We start from the raw sequence: 20,586 nt of genomic DNA, 5'->3' as shown, positions 1-20,586 counted from the left end.
CTTAGTAACAGGAGCAAGCAATGCTACCTTGGCTTTCATCGCCACATCCGCTATTTCCTTCTACCGCGTTGGCACTTGATTCGCCAAACGGTTTACTGGCTGCGGGAGGCGAACTCTCGCCACACTGGTTAGTTGACGCTTACCGTCGGGGTATTTTCCCTTGGTATAGCGACGACGAACCCATTTTATGGTGGAGCCCCACCCCCCGCATGATACTACGGCCAACACAGTTTAAACTGCGCCGCAGCCTTGCTAAACGTCTACGTAATGGTGGCTTCACTGTCACTTTAGATCAACACTTTGAGCAGGTGATTACTGCCTGTGCCGCTCCCCGCCAAGGCGAGCCCGGCACCTGGATCAATGCAGATATGCGAAAAGCGTACCAGCACCTTCACGCACTGGGTATTGCCCACAGCATTGAAGTGCATCATTCAGGCCACCTGGTGGGCGGCCTGTATGGGCTAGCCATGGGGCCAGTATTCTTTGGCGAGTCGATGTTCTCAAATACTCCAGACGCCTCCAAAATAGCGCTTGCTCATTTAGCCCGTGCAATGCAGCTTCATGGTGGCAAGCTGATTGATTGTCAAATGCATACACCACATTTGGCCAGTCTTGGTGCAACAACAGTCGCTCGCGAGACGTTCATCAACTATCTTGAACAGTGGTTACCGGAAAATGTATTTAGCTTAACACCTTCAGTCTATGAAGCACCTATCGTGCCATGCTCGCCGTGGCTGGCAGCGGTTGCTTTGGCTTATCAAGCCTAAATGGCCGAACGCTAGATTAACTAAGGAGGCAGGCCGTGAGCAGTAACGCTCCTCGACGCCCGGTGCGGGATTTGCGCTTCTTCCTGACCGTGCCACATGCGTGTAGTTACCTGCCCGACAGAGAGGCTACCACGCTTTTTTTAGACCCCCAGGAGTCGCCGGTTCCAGGTGTCTATGATTCGTTGTCATTACTGGGGTTTCGGCGTAGCGGACGCCACCTTTATCGCCCTCACTGTGAGGGCTGCAACGCCTGTCAGTCCGTACGCATCCCCATTGATCATTTTACCGCTAACCGCACCCAGCGAAAAACATTGCAACGTAATAGGGATGTTACTACTCGGGTAATTCCTGCACGCTTTTTAACCGATCATTATACGCTCTATGCGAACTACATCCGCTCACGCCATGCCGATGGTGATATGTACCCCCCTAGCCGGGAACAGTACAGAACCTTTCTAACCCTGGATGAGCCATATGCGAAGTTAATGGAGATGTACTTGGGAGAAGAGTTGGTCGCCGTCGCTGCCTTTGACCAGTTGGAGCATGGCCTTTCGGCGATCTACACCTTCTTCGGGGTAAGCGAAGAGCTTGATAAGCGCTCTCTGGGCACCTTCGCTATTCTTAAGCTCATTGAGCTATGTCGCCGACACTCTCTACCACACCTATACCTTGGGTACTGGATTGAGGAGTGTCGAAAAATGCGCTACAAGCGAGCTTTCACACCCATAGAAGTGCTTGATGGGCGACACTGGAGGCCTTTAATTTGCTAATCTCTCCAGCTTTTTTGCCTTGACGGCAGGCTTACGGCACAATATAGCGCTGTTTCTTTGGCGCCTAGGATATAATAACGCCTTGTGAAGCTATTGCTCGACTAACCGCTGTCTTAAATACTACGTTAAATAAGTGAGGATCTGCCTATATGGCACGCGAAGATCATATTGAAATGGAAGGCGTTATTGTTGATACCCTTCCCAACACCATGTTCCGTGTTGAGCTTGAAAACGGCCATGTCGTTACCGCTCATATCTCCGGTAAAATGCGTAAAAACTATATCCGCATTCTAACTGGCGACAAGGTAAAAGTGGAACTGACGCCTTACGATCTCTCTAAAGGCCGTATTGTCTACCGTTCGCGCTAAGCCTTCATGACGCTTGTTGAGCAAGCTACGCTAGCGCATGTACGTCTGCTTTAAATACGGCGCCGCTCCCTGGAAACGACAACGCCCCGTCGATGACAGGGCGCTGTGACTGTGCTGGCTACTAGCTCGAACCACGTGTAATGCTCAAAAGCGATCTTAGCGCCCTTTTCAGGGCGCATCCGCCATTTCTGATTCAGTAGAAAGGTGCAGCTCACCTTCCTCAAGGCTAACGTGCACCATACCACCGTGCTCCGCTAACTCACCAAACAGAATCATCTCAGCCAGCGGCTTCTTGAGTTTCTCTTGGATCAAGCGAGCCATTGGCCGTGCACCCATGTCCGGATCGTAGCCTTTTTCTGCTAACCAGTCTCGTGCAGTGTCGTCCACCTCCAGCTGCACGCGCTTCTCGTCAAGCTGAGCTTGAAGTTCAATCAAGAACTTATCTACCACATTGCGCACCACAGAGGTCTGTAACGCATGGAATTGAATAATCCCATCCAAGCGGTTACGGAACTCTGGCGAGAAGGTGCGACGAATTACTTCCATGGCATCCGTCGAGTGATCTTGGTTCTGGAAACCGATTGAGCGGCGAGATGCCTGCTCTGCACCTGCGTTCGAGGTCATGATCAGAATAACGTGCCTGAAGTCCGCTTCGCGGCCGTTGTTGTCCGTAAGGCGGCCGTGATCCATAACCTGCAGCAAAAGGTTAAAGACTTCTGGGTGCGCTTTCTCGATTTCATCGAGCAGGAGAACACAGTGGGGCTGTTTTGTAACCGCTTCAGTAAGCAATCCACCCTGGTCGTAACCCACATAGCCAGGAGGAGCACCGATCAGGCGCGACACAGTGTGGCGCTCCATGTACTCCGACATATCGAAACGCACCAGCTCAATGCCCATGATATGCGCCAACTGCTTAGCCACTTCGGTTTTACCTACACCAGTTGGGCCTGCAAACAGGAAGCTGCCTACCGGTTTATCTGGCGACTTCAGCCCAGCACGGGAAAGCTTGATAGCTGCCGATAGCGTATCAATTGCTTCATCTTGACCAAACACCAGCATCTTAAGATCACGATCAAGCTTTTCAAGTAACTTACGATCAGAGCTTGAAACGCTCTTCGGCGGAATCCGTGCAATTGAAGCGACGATCGCTTCTACCTGTTCCACATCGATAGTGTTCGTACGCACTTCTGGCGGCAGCATACGCTGGTGAGCGCCAGCTTCATCAATCACGTCAATCGCCTTGTCTGGCAAGTGACGATCGTTGATGTAACGATCTGCCAAGCGTGCGGCACTCTCTAATGCACCATCGGTATACTTAAGCTCGTGGTGCTCTTCAAAACGAGAGCGCAGCCCCTTAAGAATCTTAATGGTGTCATCTACAGAGGGCGCCAACACATCCACTTTCTGGAAGCGACGAGCCAACGCACGATCCTTCTCAAAAATACCGCGGAATTCCTGGAAGGTCGTTGAACCAATACAGCGCAGCTCACCGGAAGAGAGCAAAGGTTTTAGCAGGTTAGATGCATCCATAACACCACCAGACGCCGCTCCGGCACCAATGACAGTATGGATCTCATCGATAAACAGCACCGCGTTAGGCTGCTTGCGCAATTCGCTCAGCAAGCTTTTGAGGCGTTTTTCGAAATCACCGCGGTATTTGGTGCCAGCTAACAGCGCGCCCATGTCCAGCGAATAGACCACGGCATCGGCGATGACCTCAGGCACATCCTCTTCCACAATACGTTTCGCCAATCCTTCAGCGATGGCAGTTTTACCTACCCCTGCCTCGCCCACCAATAGTGGATTGTTCTTACGACGGCGCGCCAGAATCTGCACCACGCGCTCAAGCTCATGGTCACGGCCAATTAATGGGTCAATTTTGCCCTGACGCGCATGCTCATTCAGATTGGTAGCATATCCCGTTAACGGATGCGCAGCCCCTTCGGCACTGCCCTCCTCGGCGTCTTCACTCTCTTGAGCAGCAGGAGAAGGTGACGGGCCATGCCCAGCAACTTTGGAAATACCGTGAGCGATGTAGTTCACCGCATCCACGCGCGCAACGCTTTGTTGCTTCAGGAAGTAAACTGCTTGGCTCTCTTGCTCTGAAAAGATAGCCACTAACACGTTTGCGCCAGTGACTTCGCTCTTACCAGATGACTGCACGTGAAACACTGCACGCTGCAATACACGCTGAAAACCAAGCGTCGGTTGCGTTTCACGATCGCCCTGCCCTTCAGGGATCAACGGCGTGGTCGAGTTAATAAAATCCTGCAGATCGGACCGCAGCTTGTCGAGGTTTGCCCCACACGCCTTCAGCACGTCTACTGCGGAGGCATTGTCCAGCAATGCTAAGAGCAGGTGCTCAACGGTCATGAATTCGTGGCGTTTAGAGCGTGCCACGGTGAAGGCCGTGTTCAGGGTCAGTTCAAGTTCTTTGCTCAGCATGGCAGTCCCCTTTTTGCTACTACCTAGGGCATATAACCACCTAGGGGTTGCATCGGATCAGTCTAATCGACCGGCACTTTCAACATCGGGTACAAATGGCACGGTTGCAAGCCCCATCGCTAACTTTTTTCAACGCTTTCAGTTAGCGGCTTCGATATCACACATTAATGGATGCTCACATTCGCGGGCGTATTCATTCACTTGGTAACTTTTGGTTTCGGCAATATCACGGGTAAAAATGCCGCAGGTCGCTTTACCTTGGGTATGCACCGTGAGCATTACCTGCACCGCTTTCTCACTATCCATACCAAAAAAGTCTTGTAAAACTTCAACAACAAACTCCATAGGAGTGTAGTCGTCATTGTGAAGCACGACTTTATATAACGGCGGTTGGGCCAGCTCTGGCTTTGCTGACTGCACCGCCAAGTCATCATCGTAGCCGGGCATATCAGGACGTGTCACTCCCGCTTGTAGGGTGACCGCCAAACAAGGGCTGTCAGTAATAGGCATAAGCAGCAAGGGTTATCGTCTCTCGGCTGACGGGCAGCGCCTTATCAAGTGTTACGCTAAGTAAGACGCGCATCGACAGCAAGGGTTCATGGAAAAAACAAAATATCACACTAGGCGGGACAAAAAACCCTCGCCCGACTAGCGGACGAGGGGTGATAGCAGCCATAACAGTGATTGCTACGGCTGTGACTAGCCTTTAGCTACCATGGCTAACGCATCGTTCAGTGTTTTACTTGGACGCATTGCTTGGCTGGCCAGCTCACCATTTGGGTGAAAATAGCCTTGGATATCCATGGATTGGCCCTGAACACTATTCAGCTCATCAACGATGGTGGCTTCATTAGCTTTCAGCGTTTCCGCCAGACGTGTAAAGAGCGTTTTCATCTCTTCATCCTGGTCCTGAGCAGCCAGTGCTTCCGCCCAGTACATCGCCAAATAGAAGTGGCTGCCGCGGTTATCAAGCTCGCCCACTTTACGCGATGGCGACTTATTACTGTCGAGGAATTGGCCGTTAGCCTCATCCAGCGCTTTTGCCAGCAGCGTCGCACGCTCGTTACCAAAGGTACTACCCAAGTGCTCCAAAGACGCCGCTAGTGCCAGGAATTCTCCCAGGGAGTCCCAACGCAAGTGGTTCTCTTCCAGGAACTGCTGAACATGCTTAGGCGCAGAGCCACCCGCACCTGTTTCAAACAGACCACCACCGTTCATCAGCGGAACGATAGAGAGCATCTTGGCACTGGTGCCCAGCTCCATAATCGGGAATAGGTCAGTGAGGTAGTCACGCAGTACGTTACCAGTCACAGAGATGGTGTCTTCGCCTTTACGGATGCGCTCAAGGGAGATCTGCATAGCATCCACAGGAGCAAGAATGCGAATATCCAGACCAGCCGTGTCGTGATCCTTCAGGTAGGTTTCTACCTTTTTGATCAGCTGAGCATCGTGGGCGCGGTTAGCATCAAGCCAGAAGATTGCTGGAGCACCACTATCACGAGCACGAGTCACCGCAAGCTTCACCCAATCCTGAATCGGTGCATCTTTTGTTTGGCACATACGCCAAATGTCACCAGCTTCCACAGGGTGGCTAAATAGGGTTTGGCCCGTTTCGTCAGTAACAACGACAGTACCATCTGCCGGAATGTGGAAGGTCTTGTCGTGGGAGCCGTACTCCTCAGCTTTCTGCGCCATAAGGCCAACATTGGGCACACTGCCCATAGTGGTAGGATCGAATGCACCATTTTTCTTGCAATCTTCAATGACTGCTTGATAAATCGTGGCATAGCAGCGGTCAGGAATAACTGCTTTCGTGTCCTGAAGCTCATCGTTAACATTCCACATCTTGCCTGAATCACGAATCATGGCAGGCATGGAGGCGTCGATGATCACGTCGCTAGGCACGTGTAGGTTGGTAATCCCCTTATGAGAATTCACCATCGCCATCGCCGGACGCTCTTTGTAAAGCGCCTCGATGTCGCCTTTGATTGCTGCCTGCTGATCACTAGACAGTTTTTCAATTGCACTGTACAGATCGCCGATACCGCTATTCGGGTTAAAGCCCACCTCTTTTAACGTATCCGCATGCTTTGCAAGTACGTCCTTGTAGAACTCCTCAACCACAATGCCGAACATGATGGGGTCAGATACCTTCATCATGGTGGCTTTCAGGTGCAGCGAAAACAGCACATCACTCTCTTTGGCATCGCTAATCTGGCCATCGATAAAGCTGCGCAGGCGGCGACTGCTCATGCTGGCAGCATCAATGACTTCACCAGCCAGTACGGAAAGACTTGGTTTCAGCACAACGTTAGTGCCATCTTTTTGCTGTAGCTCGATTTTCAGCGTAGTGGCTTTCTCCATGACGGCCGACTGCTCGCTACCGTAGAAATCACCTTCGCTCATGTGAGCAACATGCGACTTGGAGTCAGCGCTCCACTCCCCCATACGGTGAGGGTATTTGCGAGCGTAGTTTTTAACTGACTTGGGCGCACGGCGGTCGGAATTGCCTTCGCGCAATACGGGGTTTACCGCACTGCCCTTAGCTTTGTCATAACGAGCCTTGACCGATGCTTCCTCGTCGTTCTTCGGCTCATCAGGGTAATTGGGCAGTGGGTAACCCTGGCTTTGCAGCTCTTTAATGGTCGCTTTTAGCTGCGGGCCAGAGGCACTAATGTTGGGTAGTTTAATGATGTTGGCTTCTGGCATAGTAGCAAGCTGGCCGAGCTCTGCTAAATCGTCACTGACACGCTGTTCATCGCTGAGCACATCTGGGAACTGCGCTAACACCCTCGCCGCCAAAGAGATATCCCGCGTCTCAACTTCGACACCGGCAGAGTCGGTGAAAGCATCAATGATGGGTAACAAAGAGTATGTCGCGAGCGCAGGCGCCTCGTCGGTGAGCGTATAAATGATCTTCGGCGTTTTGGACATTTTTGCGTTAACCTCTTTTTTTCTGTCGCTGTGATTATAAAAAATCTCAAGCTACGCGGCGCACTCAACGAAAGACCATGCCGCGAAGCAGGCGGAGCATTGTTTGGCTGCCCCGACATCACTCGGTGGTTTACTGCGGTGGTTACGACGACTCCAGCACGTCTCTAAAACGGCTGCGCCGAAGTATACCAGCGCTGCACTTTAACCGCATGAGCGATTGTCGACAAATCAAGAGCACGACCTAATGAGGTATCATGAGTACGCTTTATTTGCTGCATAAACCCTACCGAATGCTCTCCCAGTTTACTGATAACCAGGGCCGAGCCACCTTAGCCGATGTCATTAACGCGCCAGGTGTTTATGCCGCTGGACGCCTAGATTACGACTCAGAGGGCTTGCTGCTACTCAGTGATGACGGAAGCCTTATTCATCGCATTGCGCATCCACGTCACAAGCAGCCTAAGACCTACTGGGTACAGTTAGAGGGGTGCATAAGCAGTGAGGCAATTGACGCGCTAAAAAACGGTATCACTTTAAAAGACGGACCCACCAAACCCGCCAAGGCAAGACGCATGGAGGCGCCAGCCATCGCACCACGCGACCCAGCCATTGACCCTAAACGCCATCCGTCTACTAGCTGGCTAGAGTTGACCATCAGCGAAGGCCGTAATCGTCAGGTACGCCGTATGACCGCCCACGTAGGCTTCCCCACTCTGCGCCTTATCCGCGCGGCCATTGGCCCTTGGCAACTCGGAGACTTAGCACCGGGAGAGTGGCGCAAAGAGACGCTGCACGCCCCGCGCCCAACCAATCTATCCAAACGCGGCAGTTCACCACGCCATAGGCCCATGAAATGAGCCATATTCGCAGCACGGTCGCGTGTGTTATTCAGCAAAATGGGCGCTACTTGATGGTAGAAGAGGATCGCGGAGGCCCTGCAACAGTATTCAATCAACCCGCTGGGCATGTGGAGCCTGGCGAGGGGCCACTGGCAGCGATAATACGCGAAGTAAAAGAAGAAACCGCTTGGCAAGTGACGTTAACAGGCTACTTGGGGCTTTATGTATTTCATACGCCCGAGGGGCTTACCTTCCATAGCCATGGCTTTTTAGCAACGCCTAAGACACAGCTGAACACGTCAATTGATAGCGATATAACGGCTACCCACTGGCTCACACAGCATGAGATAGCATCTCTCGACACCGCCCAACGGCTGCGCAGCCCGCTCGTGCTAAAGCGAATTCACGATGCTCTTAGCGGTCGCTGCTATCCTCTCGAAGTGATTCAGGAGTGAAGCACTCGAAGCGTTAAGCCCCCATCGTGTATAATCGTCGACCACTTGCATATTGCTCTTTTGCACACTACTTCAACTGAGGATGCCAATGACATCCACCCATGGCACATCTACCACCGAAGCTCCCAGCACCGGCAAAGTCATTGTCGGTATGTCAGGTGGCGTCGACTCTTCTGTTTCTGCTCTCCTCCTCCTCCAGCAAGGGTATGAGGTTGAGGGCCTATTCATGAAGAACTGGGACGAAGACGACGGTACTGAGTACTGCACAGCGAAGGAAGACCTCGCTGACGCCGAAGCGGTGTGCGCCAAGCTGGGGATTAAGCTGCATACGGCTAATTTCGCCGCTGAGTACTGGGATAACGTGTTTGAGCACTTTCTAGCCGAGTACAAGGCAGGCCGAACCCCGAACCCAGATATTCTGTGCAATCGCGAGATCAAGTTTAAGGTCTTTCTTGAGTACGCCGAAATGCTAGGCGCGGATAAAATTGCTACCGGGCACTATGTTCGTCAGGGGGTTCGTGAAGGTCGACCACGCCTGCTCAAAGGCTTGGATGGTAATAAAGACCAGAGCTACTTCCTGCATGCGGTGCCCGAAGCTGCTATTGCCCGTACATTGTTTCCTGTGGGCGAGCTGGAAAAACCAGCGGTAAGAGCACTGGCTGAACAGCACGACCTAGTGACAGCCAAGAAGAAAGACTCTACGGGCATTTGCTTTATTGGAGAGCGCCGCTTCCGCGACTTTCTGCAGCAATATCTACCTGCTCAGCCCGGCGTTATTGAAACTCCGGAAGGCGATGTTATTGGTAAACACATGGGGCTGATGTACTACACGCTCGGCCAGCGCCAAGGGTTAGGTATCGGTGGCCTCGCCAACTACTCTGAAGACCCCTGGTACGTGGCTGCCAAAGATTTAGATCGCAATGTACTGATTGCCGTGCAGGGTAAACACCATTCGCTGCTTTACACCGACACATTAGCCACCGAAAAAATGGACTGGGTCGCAGGTGAGCCCCCCGTGCAGCAAGGCCGCTTTACAGCCAAGACTCGCTACCGCCAAAGCGATTGTCCCTGTGAAATGCGCGCCCTGCCTGATGGTAGCGTGGAGGTGGTGTTCGATGACCCACAGTGGGCGGTAACACCGGGTCAATCGCTAGTACTTTATGATGGTGATATTTGTTTAGGCGGCGGCGTAATCCGCGCTGCATGGAAAACCCAGGAGACGGCCGCATGAACACGACGACACCCATCCACCGTGCACCAGACTTTCCAGCAGCACGTCAAGCACTTGCTTTAGCGGGCGTTTTTCAGGCAGCAAGTTTAGTGGATGAGCTGGCACGTACTGGGCAGGTCGATACCCGCGCCTGGGAAACGCTGATTAACGCCACGGTAGACACTAATCCAGAAAGCTTTGAAGCCATTTATGGTGGTCACCCCAATAACTTACGCCGTGGCTTAGATACAATTGAAGCCCTCGTAGGCCGCAAGCAGGCCAATCCTGTCGTGCTACGCTATGGCTTTTCACTGCTGCTGCTGATGAATAAGCTGCGTACTGACCGCAACATGATGGATTCGCTTGGCCAGAAACTCGCCCACGTACAGGGGCAAGCGGAGCACTTTGGCACCACCCATGAAAACGTCATTGCCAGCCTCGGCGAGGCCTACCAAGAAACAATCTCTACCTTTAAAACCCGCATCGTCGTTCAGGGCGATCCTTCATTGCTCCAGACCCGTATGATGCCGGAGCGGGTTCGCGCCTGTTTAATGGCAGGCATTCGCTTTGCACTGCTGTGGCACCAGTTAGGTGGCCGCCGTTGGAAGCTTGTGTTTCAACGTAAAGCCCTGCGCCGCGCCCTTGATAGCCTCGGCTAAACACTTCGTTTTCCCTGACTCTCTGTCCTCTCGACCACTCTCTGACTAACACCTGGAAGCTTTTGCCATGCAACTCTCTGCTTTGACCGCTCTCTCCCCAGTTGACGGCCGCTACGGCGCTAAAGCCGCTGCGTTACGTGAACACTTCAGCGAATTCGGCCTGATCCGTGCTCGCGTGATTGTGGAAGTACGCTGGTTACAGCGTCTTGCTGACCACGGCCAAATTGTCGAAGTACCGCCGCTCTCCGCTGAAGCAACTGCGTTTTTAGAACAGCTGATCCGTGACTTTTCTATAGAAGATGCTGAGCGCATTAAGGAAATCGAGCGCACGACAAACCACGATGTCAAAGCCGTTGAGTACTTCTTGAAAGAGAAAATTGCCGGGCAGGCGGAGCTAAACGCAGTAACCGAATTTATTCACTTTGCCTGCACCAGTGAAGACATCAACAACCTCTCTTACGGCGTCATGCTGGCCGACGGCCTGAAAGCTATGCTGCCGACCCTGCACAACGTAGCCGATGAAATTGCCAAGCTAGCGATTGCCCACGCAGGGCAGCCGATGCTATCGCGCACCCATGGTCAAACTGCTAGCCCCACCACATTGGGCAAAGAGATGGCCAACGTGGCGTACCGCCTTAAGCGCCAACTTAAACAAATTGAGAGCGTTGAGATTCTGGGTAAAATCAACGGTGCCGTGGGTAACTATAATGCGCACTTAACGACCTACCCTGATATCGATTGGGAAGCTAATGCACGCACTTTTGTGGAAGGCCTGGGGTTAAGCTTTAACCCTTATACGACGCAAATCGAACCCCACGACTACATCGCGGAGTTATTTGATGCGATTTGCCGCTTCAATACGATCCTGATCGACTTTGACCGCGATGTGTGGGGCTATATCTCGCTGGGCTACTTCAAGCAGCGCACCGTGGAAGGTGAAATAGGCTCTTCCACTATGCCACATAAGGTCAACCCAATTGACTTTGAAAACTCGGAAGGCAATCTGGGCCTTGCCAACGCCGTGCTTAGCCATTTGGCACAAAAACTACCGATTTCTCGCTGGCAGCGCGACCTTACCGATTCCACCGTACTGCGCAACCTTGGCGTAGGCTTGGCCTATGGCTTGATTGGCTACCATGCCAGCTTAAAAGGCATTAGCAAGCTAGAAGCCAACCCAGAACGGCTGGCAGAAGATTTAAACAATAGCTGGGAAGTGCTTGCCGAGCCTATTCAAACGGTAATGCGCCGCTACGGTATTGAAAAGCCCTACGAAAAGCTTAAAGAGCTAACCCGCGGCAAGCGGATTGACCAAGCTGGGTTTGCCACCTTCATTGATACACTCGAATTACCCGCTACGGTAAAAGAAGAGCTGAAAGCACTCTCGCCAGCTAGCTACATCGGTAATGCAACGGCGCAAGCCGAAGCCATTACTCAGCGGTTGAATTCACTGTAATTGCCTTTTTAATAGCGCCGCGTTCACCTATCTAGGATACCGCCATGAGCCAACCAAATAAGCCATTAACGTTGCTGGGTGATTTAACACCCGAAGAGTTCCTGGCCCACTACTGGCAACAGAAACCGCTACTGATTCGTGGCGCTATCCCCGAGTACATCAGCCCCATCGACCCTGATGAGCTAGCAGGGCTGGCCTGTGAACCCGGCGTTGAAGCCAGACTTGTCGAAGAAAAAGGCGCAGATGGCCCTTGGCAGGTGTCCCATGGGCCCTTTGACGACGCCACCTTTGAGCGGCTTCCTGAAGGCAACTGGAGTCTGCTGGTCCAAGCGGTAGACCATTACGTGCCTTCCATTGCTGCATTAATGGATGAGTTTGATTTTCTGCCTCGCTGGCGCCTTGACGACATCATGATCAGTTACGCGCCGCCTGGCGGCAGTGTCGGCCCGCACATTGATCAGTATGACGTTTTCTTACTCCAGGCTAGCGGTCAGCGCCGTTGGCAGCTAGGCGGCAAGCAGTCCGACGACTCCCCAATCCTTCAAGGAATCGACTTACGCATTCTTGAGACCTTTGAGGTTGAAGCCGACTCAGACTGGACCCTGGCACCCGGCGACATGCTCTATCTTCCTCCGGGCTGGGCACACCATGGTGTCAGCCAAACTGACGACTGTATGACGATATCAGTTGGCTTTCGCGCACCGTCAGCAGATGAGTCTATTACCTCTTATGCTGACTACCTAGGCGAGCAGTTGCCAGCCTCTCAGCGCTACAGCGATGCAGGCATGGCGCCTGCAAGCCAAATGGGTGAACTGGATAACGCCGCTGTAGAGCGGATGCGCCAATTCATCTTGGAAACTCTCGATAAGCCAGAGCAAATGGCTCAATGGTTTGGGCGCGTCATGACTCAGCCCAAATATATCGATCAGGTGGTCCCCCTAGAGCACCCTATGGGCGAGCAGGACCTTGTTGCGCAACTACACGCCGGTGAGCCACTGTTTCAAATGCCGGGTTCTCGCTTTGCATGGCGGAGCGATACCAGCGGTACCACGCTGTTTGTCGATGGCGATGGTCACCACTGTTCGGAGGAGCTGGCTAAGCGCCTCTCCGACACTACCCCCATTCGAGCCGACGTACTGGAGCTTAGCGGTGCAGCAGAGCTCATCACTCAGTTAATCAATACTGGCAGCCTAGGCTTTATGGGCGAAGAGGATGAGGAGTAGTCAACGTGGCTGTGGAAATTCTCAGCGGTGATTGGCACACCTTAGGGGAGGCAGCATCAGCTATTCGCTGCCGCGTATTTATAGAGGAGCAGCACGTTCCCCAAGACGAAGAGTGGGATGGCCAAGACCCAGAGTGCTGGCACTTTCTAGCCACACTCAATGGTCAGCCAGTAGGTACTGCTCGCCTTCTACCCGATGGCCATATTGGGCGCGTTGCGGTGCTCGCTGATGCCCGCGGTTCGGGTATCGGCTATCAACTAATGGAGGCAGCGATCCAGGCCGCCCGTGAAGCTGGCCATGCCAATGCCGAATTGAGTGCACAGCTACATGCACTAGCTTTTTATGAGCGCCTGGGCTTTGTGGCCCACGGCGATGTGTTTATGGATGCAGGCATTCCCCACCGCAACATGCTACTAGCGCTATAAGTGGCGCTTTCTTCCCTGCTTTGTTTACCATTGCGCCACCTCTGAGTGGCGCTTTTTTTACCTGCTTTTTACCTGCTCTGTTTCACCTGCCATGGATAGCACTTTTGTCTATTCATCGGTATGTGACGAAAAACGACTACATAAACGCGGCGTTATGCTAAGGCGCTGTAGTCGGGTTACAACCCCTCCTGCCCCCAAGTGTCAATTGTTGGATCCCTCTTACTAGTTGATAGTTATTGCATTGCAGTACGGCGTGCTCAGCTAGCTTTACCAGCGTTTCTAACGAGTGCGACGTTCCTCTTAGAGACGTTTTTCTTAGAGACGTTTATCTAAGCGACACAGCAACTTAAATAAGTAATTCTGAACCAACTTCGCAAGTGCAGCATAAGCGTTTCCTAATCTCACTTGCGGCATCGCTATCACGACCCAGGAGGTATCAGCTCATGTCAGGACTTCTCGACGATATTAAAGCCATCGCCCAACTACGCGAAGCACAAGGCGGAAAATGGGAAGCGATCAAGCCAGAATACGCCGCTCGTATGCGTGCCCAAAACCGCTTCCATACTGGCTTAGATATTGCCCGCTACACCGCTAAAATTATGCGCGAAGACATGGCGGCCTACGATGCTGATACATCTAAGTACACCCAGTCACTGGGTTGCTGGCACGGTTTTATCGGCCAGCAAAAGCTGATCTCTATTAAAAAGCACTTTGGTACTACCAAGCGTAGCTACCTCTACCTTTCTGGCTGGATGGTCGCTGCTCTGCGCTCTGAGTTCGGCCCACTACCCGATCAATCCATGCATGAAAAAACCTCCGTCGCCAACCTGATCGAGGAGCTTTACACCTTCTTGAAGCAGGCGGACGCATGGGAACTTAACCACCTCTTCCGCGCTCTGGACGATGCCAAAGAAGCCGGTGACAGTGCTAAAGAGCAAGAGCTGATCAGCAAAATCGATAATCACGAAACGCATATCGTGCCGATTATTGCCGATATTGATGCTGGTTTTGGTAACGCCGAAGCAACCTACTTACTGGCCAAGAAGTTTATCCAGGCAGGCGCTTGCTGTATCCAGTTGGAAAACCAAGTATCTGACGAGAAGCAGTGTGGCCACCAGGACGGCAAGGTTACCGTGCCCCATGAAGACTTCTTGGCAAAAATTAACGCCGTGCGTTACGCCTTCTTAGAACTGGGCGTAGAAGATGGTGTGATTGTGGCACGCACTGACTCGCTCGGCGCAGGCCTGACACAGAAAATCGCCGTTACCAATGAGCCAGGAGACCTGGGCGACCAATACAACAGTTTCCTGGATGGTGATGTCATCGAGAATGCTGCCGACATCAACAACGGTGATGTGGTCATCAAACAGAACGGCAAGCTGGTTAAACCGAAGCGCTTGGCATCTGGCCTTTACCAATTCAAACCAGGCACTGGTGAAGACCGCGTTATCCTAGACTGCATCACCAGCCTGCAAAATGGTGCCGACCTGCTGTGGATCGAAACCGAAAAGCCCCACGTTGGCCAAATTGCCAGTATGGTTAACCGTATCCGCGAAGTGTGCCCGGATGCCAAACTGGTTTACAACAACTCACCATCCTTCAACTGGACGCTGAACTTCCGTCAGCAAGTGTTCGATGCTTGGGAGAAAGAAGGCAAAGATGTTTCTGCTTACCAGCGTGATAAATTGATGAGCGTTGAGTACGACAACACGGAACTTGGCCAACTGGCCGATGAGTGGACACGCAACTTCCAACGTGATGGCGCCCGTGAAGCAGGCATCTTCCACCACCTGATTACGCTGCCGACCTACCACACAGCAGCACTTTCTACCGACAACTTAGCCAAGGGCTACTTCGGTGATGAGGGTATGCTGGCCTACGTGAAAGGCGTTCAGCGCGAAGAAATCCGCCAGGGTATTGCGACGGTTAAGCACCAAGACATGGCAGGCTCTAATATTGGTGACGACCATAAAGAGTTCTTCCACGGCGATGCCGCACTAAAAGCTGGTGGTAAAGACAATACGATGAATCAGTTTGGTTAATAAGACTTTGCGTCTAGCTGAGTCACCATGCAGTACATACCAAACCAAGGGGCTTAGGCCTCTTGGTTTTTTTTGAGCTAAACATATTTGCACACTATTTTCCTAATACACTGATAGACTAATAGCTATGCTATTTTTTGGCTGCTTTCTCCTCATTAGTTTTGATCTTTTCAAGCGATAGCTGGTCAAAGCCTTTAACATCGATTATCTTTAGCGAACACTGTTCTATAACTGCTATCGACCTCTTATCCTGTGTGTATGGATGGCAGTTATGTAGCAGTTATATTAATAGACACACCTTGGAGGTTTTAATGAAACGTCTTCTTCTACCTGTTGCCGCTCTGAGCATTCTCACACTGGCAGGCTGTGCCAACACGGCAGGCTACTCTGGTGATGTCTATCGCGGCAGCCAAGCGCAAACGGGGCAAAGCGTCACGTACGGCACTATCGTGGCGGTTCGTCAGGTCCAAATTCAAGCGGAAAGCCGTGCTGGAGGCCTGATAGGCAGTGGTGGTGGTGCGGTTATCGGTGGTCTTCTGGGTAGCCAAGTCGGTGGTGGCTCGGGCCGTCAGCTAGCGACAGTGGCAGGCGCCCTAGGTGGTGCTGTTGCTGGTACGGCAGCTGAAGACGCAGCCAACCGCGTTAACGCACTGGAAATGGAAATTCGCCGCGACGACGGTACTGATATTGTCGTTGTTCAGCGTGCCGACCGCCAGTTCCAGGCAGGCCAGCGGGTTCGCCTCATCGGCAGCGGTGCCAGTGTAAGCGTCGCGCCTTATTAAGCGTCGCGCCTTACTGCTTACCAGCCAAGCCCATAAGCGCTTGGCTTGAAATGAAAAAGCGCCCGTTCAGTTAGGCTGATCGGGCGCTTTTTCACGTATATTTTTTACGTATATCTCGTGCGGTCGTTAATGCGTAACCTTATTGCTCGCCCAGTTCGCCAGCTTCATAACAACAAGACCAATAATTGCCAGCAAGATCACCACTAGCAAAATGTCTACCGGGCGCACCAACGTCGTCGCACCCAAGATGGCCAGTGCGCCAATCCAAAGATAGCGGTTCTCGCCATGGGTTTTTAAAACATCCGGCAGCATTTTATCGAGTCCTTGGCTTACACCGCTTTCCCAACGTTTATTGGCAAAATAGCCAATTAGTACAAAAGCGATAATCCAAAGTAAGAAGACCGTCATAGAAAACTCCACAAAAGGTTGTGTGCAAGAGGGTAAAGTTGTTGGTGTAGGGTATCCCTGCACACTGACTGGCGCAATACCGCCAAAGGCGAGTAGTAGGAAAAACCCTAGCTCCCCCCCTGACAAGCTGGCTCACACGCGTTACCATATTGGGACATGCACTCTCCGATAAGGTTATTCAATGCAAATTGCGCAAAACTCGGTTGTCGCGTTCCACTATACCCTAACCAACGATGCGGGTGAGGTGCTTGACAGTTCCGAAGGTCGCGAGCCGCTAACGTATCTCCATGGCGCTGGCAATATTATCCCAGGCCTGGAAAAAGAGCTCGAAGGCCGTGCTGCTGGCGACAAACTGAACGTTTCCGTCTCTCCTGCTGAAGGCTATGGCGAAGTTCAAGAGCAGCTGATGCAAGAAGTACCCCGCGATGCTTTCCAAGGTGTTGAAAGCATCGAGCCTGGCATGCAGTTCCAAGCGCAGACCCAGGGCGGCCCGCTGATGGTCACCGTCAAGAAAGTTGAAGGCGACACGGTAGTTGTGGATGGCAACCATCCTCTAGCTGGACAGCAGCTCAACTTTGACGTTGAGATTGCTACTGTTCGTGAAGCAAGCCAGGAAGAAGTTGAGCACGGTCATGTGCACGGCGAAGGCGGCGTAGAGCACTAAGATTTTTAAATTTCTTATTTTAAATCTCTTAGTTGTTGAACGTACGCGTAAAAGGGCGGCCATGGGCCGCCCTTTTTGTTGAACACTACTCTTAACGCTACTCTTGTTGAACACCATGTGGCCGCCGCACTACTCCTCAGGGATTAACACTAGCTGGCCATAGCGCACGCTGCGTGATGAAGTTACCTCATCGGCAAACTGTTTTAATGCGTTGCCCTGCCCTTTTAGTAATGCCACTTCCAGACAACTATCGTGATCGATATGCACATGTAAGGTTGAGAGCGTTAAGTCGTGATGATCGTGGTAGTGCCGCGCCAAACGTTTTGACAGCTCCCGAGCGGCATGGTCGTACACATAGATCAGTGCTCCCATGCAGGGGGCCTCCGGTGCTGCCTCTTCTCTCGCCTGCTTTAAGCCACTGCGGGTTAAATCACGAATTGCCTCTGAGCGGTTTTGATAGCCGCGTTCACGCATTAACGCATCGACCTCTGCTAGCAGCTCCTCATCAAGCGTTACCGTTACACGCTGCATTTACGCCCCCTTTGCTGATTAGCTTTTCATGTACTGCCTGCACCGTTAGTATGATGTTATTGAAAAAAGATCATACTAACGACATATAAGGATAAAGCGATGGCCAAACCCTCTCAGCCTATCTTACTGGGTCTTGCACTAAGTTGTTTAGTGGCCTCCAACACCATACAAGCAAAAGAGCAGTTAGTGCTTGCCGTTGGTGGCGAGCCAGAACAGGGGTTCGACCCACTACTAGGCTGGGGCCAGTATGGCAATCCACTATTTCAATCGACGCTACTCTCTCGTAGTAACGACCTCTCCCCCCAGCCCGAGCTGGCTACCAAATGGTCGCTATCTGAGGACCGCCTCACCTGGACACTGACGCTGCGCGACGATGCGCGTTTTGCTGACGGCACGCCGCTAACCGCCGATGACGTAGCTTATACCTTTAACACAGCGGCCCAAGCCGGTGGTCGTGCAGACCTTAGCGCCCTTGAAGAAGCAGCCGCGATTGATGAGCATACCGTCTCGCTACGGCTGCACGCTCCTCGTATTACCTTTATTAATCAATTAGTCACTCTAGGCATTGTGCCTCATGCCGAGCGAGAAAACGGCTATAGCGAAGCTTACGGAAGACACCCCATGGGCTCTGGCCCCTATCAACTGGTAGAGTGGCAGGAGGGGGAGCAGCTAATTGTTGAACGTAACCCTTATTTTTACGGCCCGTCGCCCGCCTTTGAGCGGCTGGTATTTCTATTTACCGGTGAAGACGCCACGTTAAGCGCCGCCCATGCAGGCCAAGTAGATATTGCTTCCGTACCACCAGCACTAGCCGCTAATACTCCAGCGCACATGCAGCGGGTAATCATGGAGAGCGTTGATAACCGGGGCATTCTTTTCCCCATGCAACCTGCCGAGGGCGAGCAAGCTGATTCAGGCGCACCAATTGGAAATGACGTCACCGCAGACATCGCTATCCGCCAGGCGATTAACCTTGCCGTTGACCGCGATACGCTAGCAGAAGTGGCTTTGCATGGCTTTGGCCGCCCGGCCTTTGGCCCGGCTGATGGTCTGCCCTGGAGCGATGAAGGGGAAACAGTAGCAGCCCCCAACCTAGCTCAGGCAGAGGAACTCCTCGACAACGCAGGCTGGGAGTTGCGTAACGATGGCTTACGCTATAAAGATGGCTTGCCCGCGCGCTTTCGTCTCACCTATCCCTCTAGCGATACCACCCGCCAACTGCTCGCAGAGGTAAGTGCCGAGATGGTGCGCCCGCTAGGTATTGAGATGCAACCCACCGGCCGCCATTGGGATGAAATCCAGCGTGAAGCGCTGCATCAAGATGCCATCCTGTTCGGCTTCGGAAGTCATAGCCCCCAAGAGGTTTACTACCTTTTCCACAGCCAGCATGCCGGCAATGGCTTCTATAACAGTGGTTTTTACGCCAACACCAACGTAGACGCCAATCTAGACGCCGCACAGGCAGCAGAGAGTATCGAGCAAGCCAATCAATACTGGCGAGCCGCTCAGTGGGATGGCACCACCGGCTACGGTGTGCGTGGAGATAACAGTTGGGCTTGGCTGGTTAATCTTGAGCACGTCTATTTTGCCAACACCTGCTTAGATGTGGGTGAGTTGGGCGTGGCGCCTCACGGCCACGGCTGGCCAATTACGGCTAATCTGCTTGAGTGGCAATGGACGTGCGACTGATACCGCAGTTTATAGCGATGCCTATAGCCACAAAGCGCCTACTACCTATAGCCAAGCACCTACTACGTCTGATGCTGGTGCTGCTGTGCGTGGCACTCGTATCGTTTGGGCTAATGATGGCTTCGCCGATTGATCCGATTGATGCCTATTTGGGCCCGCAGATGGCCCAAGTAAGCCCGGAGCAACGCGCCCTGATCGCCCAACGCTGGGGCTTTGATGAACCACCTATCGTTCAGTTTGGCCATTGGCTGCGCCAGTTAGTAAGCGGTGATTTAGGCTGGAGCCATGTCTATAACCAGCCAGTTAGCGAGGTGATTGGCCAGCGCTTCCAACGCTCAATTGCACTATTAGGTGGCGCGTGGCTACTGTCAGCGCTGTTAGGATTTGGCCTTGGCGTGGTGGCAGGTGCCAAAGAAGGCTCAGCGTTGGATAAGATTATCAGCACCTATGCCTACATCACGGCCTCCACACCTGCTTTCTGGCTGGCAATACTTGCTGTGCTGATATTTTCAGTCACGCTTGGGTGGACCCCCACCTGCTGCGCTGGCCCTACCGGCACCCTGAGCCAGGAGGTCACATTTACCACTCGCCTGCATCACCTAGTGCTGCCAGTGGCCACGCTGGCCCTCCTGGGTATCGCCAATATCACCCTGCACACCCGCGCACGGATGCTTGAGTTAATGCGTTCTGACGTGGCTACCCACGCCTTTGCACAGGGTGCCAGCCGTATGGACGTAGCGTGGCGCCACGGCCTTCGGCATGCCAGCCTACCTGCAATTACGTTGGCATTTGCCTCGCTGGGCGAACTGTTTGGCGGCTCGATATTAATCGAACAAGTATTTGCCTGAACTGGTCTAATTGGAGCGGACACCCCGGTAAGCCTCATACTGGAGGCATTGGAGGTGTTCATGACCAAGAAAAC

19 protein-coding genes and 1 pseudogene are annotated in these 20,586 nt (G+C 52.7%); 15 read left to right on the top strand and 5 right to left on the bottom strand.

All coding sequences use genetic code 11. From position 1 onward, the window contains the following. Positions 1-20: 20 nt before the first annotated feature. The 3 genes from aat to infA all read left to right on the top strand — a co-directional run bounded on the left by aat (position 21) and on the right by infA (position 1,905). The gene (aat, locus tag CPA45_RS20635; protein ID WP_096654872.1) at positions 21-767 is read left to right on the top strand and encodes a leucyl/phenylalanyl-tRNA--protein transferase; all 747 of its coding nucleotides are present in this window, start codon (positions 21-23) and stop codon (positions 765-767) included. A 35-nt stretch (positions 768-802) separates the two neighbouring features. Continuing rightward, positions 803-1,537: an arginyltransferase gene (locus CPA45_RS20630; RefSeq protein ID WP_096654870.1), complete on the top strand. Its 735-nt coding sequence runs from the start codon at positions 803-805 to the stop codon at positions 1,535-1,537. A gap of 149 nt (positions 1,538-1,686) precedes the next feature. Further along, positions 1,687-1,905: a translation initiation factor IF-1 gene (gene infA / locus CPA45_RS20625; RefSeq protein WP_007111068.1), complete on the top strand. Its 219-nt coding sequence runs from the start codon at positions 1,687-1,689 to the stop codon at positions 1,903-1,905. Positions 1,906-2,073: 168 nt separating this feature from the next. Here infA and clpA read toward each other — a convergent pair whose 3' ends face one another. The 3 genes from clpA to CPA45_RS20610 form a co-directional block, all read right to left on the bottom strand. After that, on the bottom strand, positions 2,074-4,350 hold the full coding sequence (clpA, locus tag CPA45_RS20620; protein ID WP_096654868.1) for an ATP-dependent Clp protease ATP-binding subunit ClpA: 2,277 nt from the start codon (positions 4,348-4,350) through the stop codon (positions 2,074-2,076). A 138-nt stretch (positions 4,351-4,488) separates the two neighbouring features. Further along, complete coding sequence (clpS, locus tag CPA45_RS20615) at positions 4,489-4,797, bottom strand: ATP-dependent Clp protease adapter ClpS (protein ID WP_096654866.1); 309 nt, start codon at positions 4,795-4,797, stop codon at positions 4,489-4,491. A gap of 252 nt (positions 4,798-5,049) precedes the next feature. Beyond that, entirely contained in the window at positions 5,050-7,284 is a 2,235-nt protein-coding gene (locus CPA45_RS20610; RefSeq protein ID WP_096654864.1) for an NADP-dependent isocitrate dehydrogenase, read from the bottom strand. A gap of 254 nt (positions 7,285-7,538) precedes the next feature. Between CPA45_RS20610 and CPA45_RS20605 the strand changes: the two genes are divergently transcribed. From CPA45_RS20605 to CPA45_RS20565, 9 genes are all read left to right on the top strand, one after another. Then, positions 7,539-8,141, top strand: a complete 603-nt coding sequence (locus CPA45_RS20605; RefSeq protein WP_096654862.1) for a pseudouridine synthase — start codon at positions 7,539-7,541, stop codon at positions 8,139-8,141. Further along, positions 8,138-8,578, top strand: a complete 441-nt coding sequence (locus CPA45_RS20600; protein ID WP_096654860.1) for an NUDIX hydrolase — start codon at positions 8,138-8,140, stop codon at positions 8,576-8,578. Before CPA45_RS20605 ends, CPA45_RS20600 begins: the two co-directional genes overlap by 4 nt. A gap of 88 nt (positions 8,579-8,666) precedes the next feature. Next, positions 8,667-9,809: a tRNA 2-thiouridine(34) synthase MnmA gene (gene mnmA / locus CPA45_RS20595; protein ID WP_096654858.1), complete on the top strand. Its 1,143-nt coding sequence runs from the start codon at positions 8,667-8,669 to the stop codon at positions 9,807-9,809. Further along, the gene (hflD, locus tag CPA45_RS20590; RefSeq protein ID WP_078086893.1) at positions 9,806-10,447 is read left to right on the top strand and encodes a high frequency lysogenization protein HflD; all 642 of its coding nucleotides are present in this window, start codon (positions 9,806-9,808) and stop codon (positions 10,445-10,447) included. Before mnmA ends, hflD begins: the two co-directional genes overlap by 4 nt. Before the next feature lie 67 nt (positions 10,448-10,514). Further along, positions 10,515-11,900 carry an adenylosuccinate lyase gene (gene purB / locus CPA45_RS20585; RefSeq protein WP_096654856.1) on the top strand — a complete coding sequence of 462 codons (1,386 nt, stop codon included), beginning with the start codon at positions 10,515-10,517 and terminating at the stop codon, positions 11,898-11,900. Between the two features lie 44 nt (positions 11,901-11,944). After that, positions 11,945-13,123 (top strand): cupin domain-containing protein, encoded by a 1,179-nt coding sequence (locus tag CPA45_RS20580; protein WP_096654854.1) that lies wholly within the window; start codon positions 11,945-11,947, stop codon positions 13,121-13,123. Between the two features lie 5 nt (positions 13,124-13,128). Beyond that, positions 13,129-13,548: a GNAT family N-acetyltransferase gene (locus CPA45_RS20575; RefSeq protein ID WP_096654852.1), complete on the top strand. Its 420-nt coding sequence runs from the start codon at positions 13,129-13,131 to the stop codon at positions 13,546-13,548. A gap of 443 nt (positions 13,549-13,991) precedes the next feature. Beyond that, a complete protein-coding gene (locus tag CPA45_RS20570) occupies positions 13,992-15,590 on the top strand; it encodes an isocitrate lyase (RefSeq protein WP_078086889.1) in 1,599 nt (532 codons plus the stop codon). Between the two features lie 311 nt (positions 15,591-15,901). Then, on the top strand, positions 15,902-16,372 hold the full coding sequence (locus tag CPA45_RS20565) for an outer membrane lipoprotein (RefSeq protein ID WP_096654850.1): 471 nt from the start codon (positions 15,902-15,904) through the stop codon (positions 16,370-16,372). Positions 16,373-16,498: 126 nt separating this feature from the next. Here the strand turns inward: CPA45_RS20565 and CPA45_RS20560 are convergent, their stop codons facing one another. Further along, the gene (locus CPA45_RS20560; RefSeq protein WP_096654848.1) at positions 16,499-16,780 is read right to left on the bottom strand and encodes a hypothetical protein; all 282 of its coding nucleotides are present in this window, start codon (positions 16,778-16,780) and stop codon (positions 16,499-16,501) included. Positions 16,781-16,961: 181 nt separating this feature from the next. Here CPA45_RS20560 and CPA45_RS20555 point away from each other — a divergent pair, with 181 nt between their 5' ends. Continuing rightward, positions 16,962-17,444 carry an FKBP-type peptidyl-prolyl cis-trans isomerase gene (locus CPA45_RS20555; RefSeq protein ID WP_078086886.1) on the top strand — a complete coding sequence of 161 codons (483 nt, stop codon included), beginning with the start codon at positions 16,962-16,964 and terminating at the stop codon, positions 17,442-17,444. 129 nt (positions 17,445-17,573) lie between these two features. Here CPA45_RS20555 and nikR read toward each other — a convergent pair whose 3' ends face one another. Next, positions 17,574-17,975: a nickel-responsive transcriptional regulator NikR gene (gene nikR, locus CPA45_RS20550; RefSeq protein ID WP_096654846.1), complete on the bottom strand. Its 402-nt coding sequence runs from the start codon at positions 17,973-17,975 to the stop codon at positions 17,574-17,576. Between the two features lie 99 nt (positions 17,976-18,074). Between nikR and CPA45_RS20545 the strand changes: the two genes are divergently transcribed. Further along, a complete protein-coding gene (locus CPA45_RS20545; protein ID WP_096654844.1) occupies positions 18,075-19,664 on the top strand; it encodes an ABC transporter substrate-binding protein in 1,590 nt (529 codons plus the stop codon). 17 nt (positions 19,665-19,681) lie between these two features. Further along, positions 19,682-20,509: pseudogene (locus CPA45_RS20540) on the top strand (ABC transporter permease); the annotation flags it as partial. Positions 20,510-20,586 lie beyond the last annotated feature (77 nt).

This window comes from Vreelandella nigrificans (genome assembly GCF_002374315.1).
Taxonomy (GTDB): Bacteria; Pseudomonadota; Gammaproteobacteria; order Pseudomonadales; family Halomonadaceae; genus Vreelandella; species Vreelandella nigrificans.
This window is presented reverse-complemented; position numbering and strand designations above follow the sequence as displayed.

What these genes read in the sequence shown, in the direction of transcription:
- aat (WP_096654872.1), top strand. Translation starts at nt 21, where the DNA reads ATGCTACCTTGGCTTTCATCGCCACATCCGCTATTTCCTTCTACCGCG.
- infA (WP_007111068.1), top strand. Translation starts at nt 1,687, where the DNA reads ATGGCACGCGAAGATCATATTGAAATGGAAGGCGTTATTGTTGATACC.
- clpA (WP_096654868.1), bottom strand. Translation starts at nt 4,350, where the DNA reads ATGCTGAGCAAAGAACTTGAACTGACCCTGAACACGGCCTTCACCGTG.
- clpS (WP_096654866.1), bottom strand. Translation starts at nt 4,797, where the DNA reads ATGCCCGGCTACGATGATGACTTGGCGGTGCAGTCAGCAAAGCCAGAG.
- CPA45_RS20610 (WP_096654864.1), bottom strand. Translation starts at nt 7,284, where the DNA reads ATGTCCAAAACGCCGAAGATCATTTATACGCTCACCGACGAGGCGCCT.
- CPA45_RS20605 (WP_096654862.1), top strand. Translation starts at nt 7,539, where the DNA reads ATGAGTACGCTTTATTTGCTGCATAAACCCTACCGAATGCTCTCCCAG.
- CPA45_RS20600 (WP_096654860.1), top strand. Translation starts at nt 8,138, where the DNA reads ATGAGCCATATTCGCAGCACGGTCGCGTGTGTTATTCAGCAAAATGGG.
- mnmA (WP_096654858.1), top strand. Translation starts at nt 8,667, where the DNA reads ATGACATCCACCCATGGCACATCTACCACCGAAGCTCCCAGCACCGGC.
- hflD (WP_078086893.1), top strand. Translation starts at nt 9,806, where the DNA reads ATGAACACGACGACACCCATCCACCGTGCACCAGACTTTCCAGCAGCA.
- purB (WP_096654856.1), top strand. Translation starts at nt 10,515, where the DNA reads ATGCAACTCTCTGCTTTGACCGCTCTCTCCCCAGTTGACGGCCGCTAC.
- CPA45_RS20580 (WP_096654854.1), top strand. Translation starts at nt 11,945, where the DNA reads ATGAGCCAACCAAATAAGCCATTAACGTTGCTGGGTGATTTAACACCC.
- CPA45_RS20570 (WP_078086889.1), top strand. Translation starts at nt 13,992, where the DNA reads ATGTCAGGACTTCTCGACGATATTAAAGCCATCGCCCAACTACGCGAA.
- CPA45_RS20565 (WP_096654850.1), top strand. Translation starts at nt 15,902, where the DNA reads ATGAAACGTCTTCTTCTACCTGTTGCCGCTCTGAGCATTCTCACACTG.
- CPA45_RS20560 (WP_096654848.1), bottom strand. Translation starts at nt 16,780, where the DNA reads ATGACGGTCTTCTTACTTTGGATTATCGCTTTTGTACTAATTGGCTAT.
- CPA45_RS20555 (WP_078086886.1), top strand. Translation starts at nt 16,962, where the DNA reads ATGCAAATTGCGCAAAACTCGGTTGTCGCGTTCCACTATACCCTAACC.
- nikR (WP_096654846.1), bottom strand. Translation starts at nt 17,975, where the DNA reads ATGCAGCGTGTAACGGTAACGCTTGATGAGGAGCTGCTAGCAGAGGTC.
- CPA45_RS20545 (WP_096654844.1), top strand. Translation starts at nt 18,075, where the DNA reads ATGGCCAAACCCTCTCAGCCTATCTTACTGGGTCTTGCACTAAGTTGT.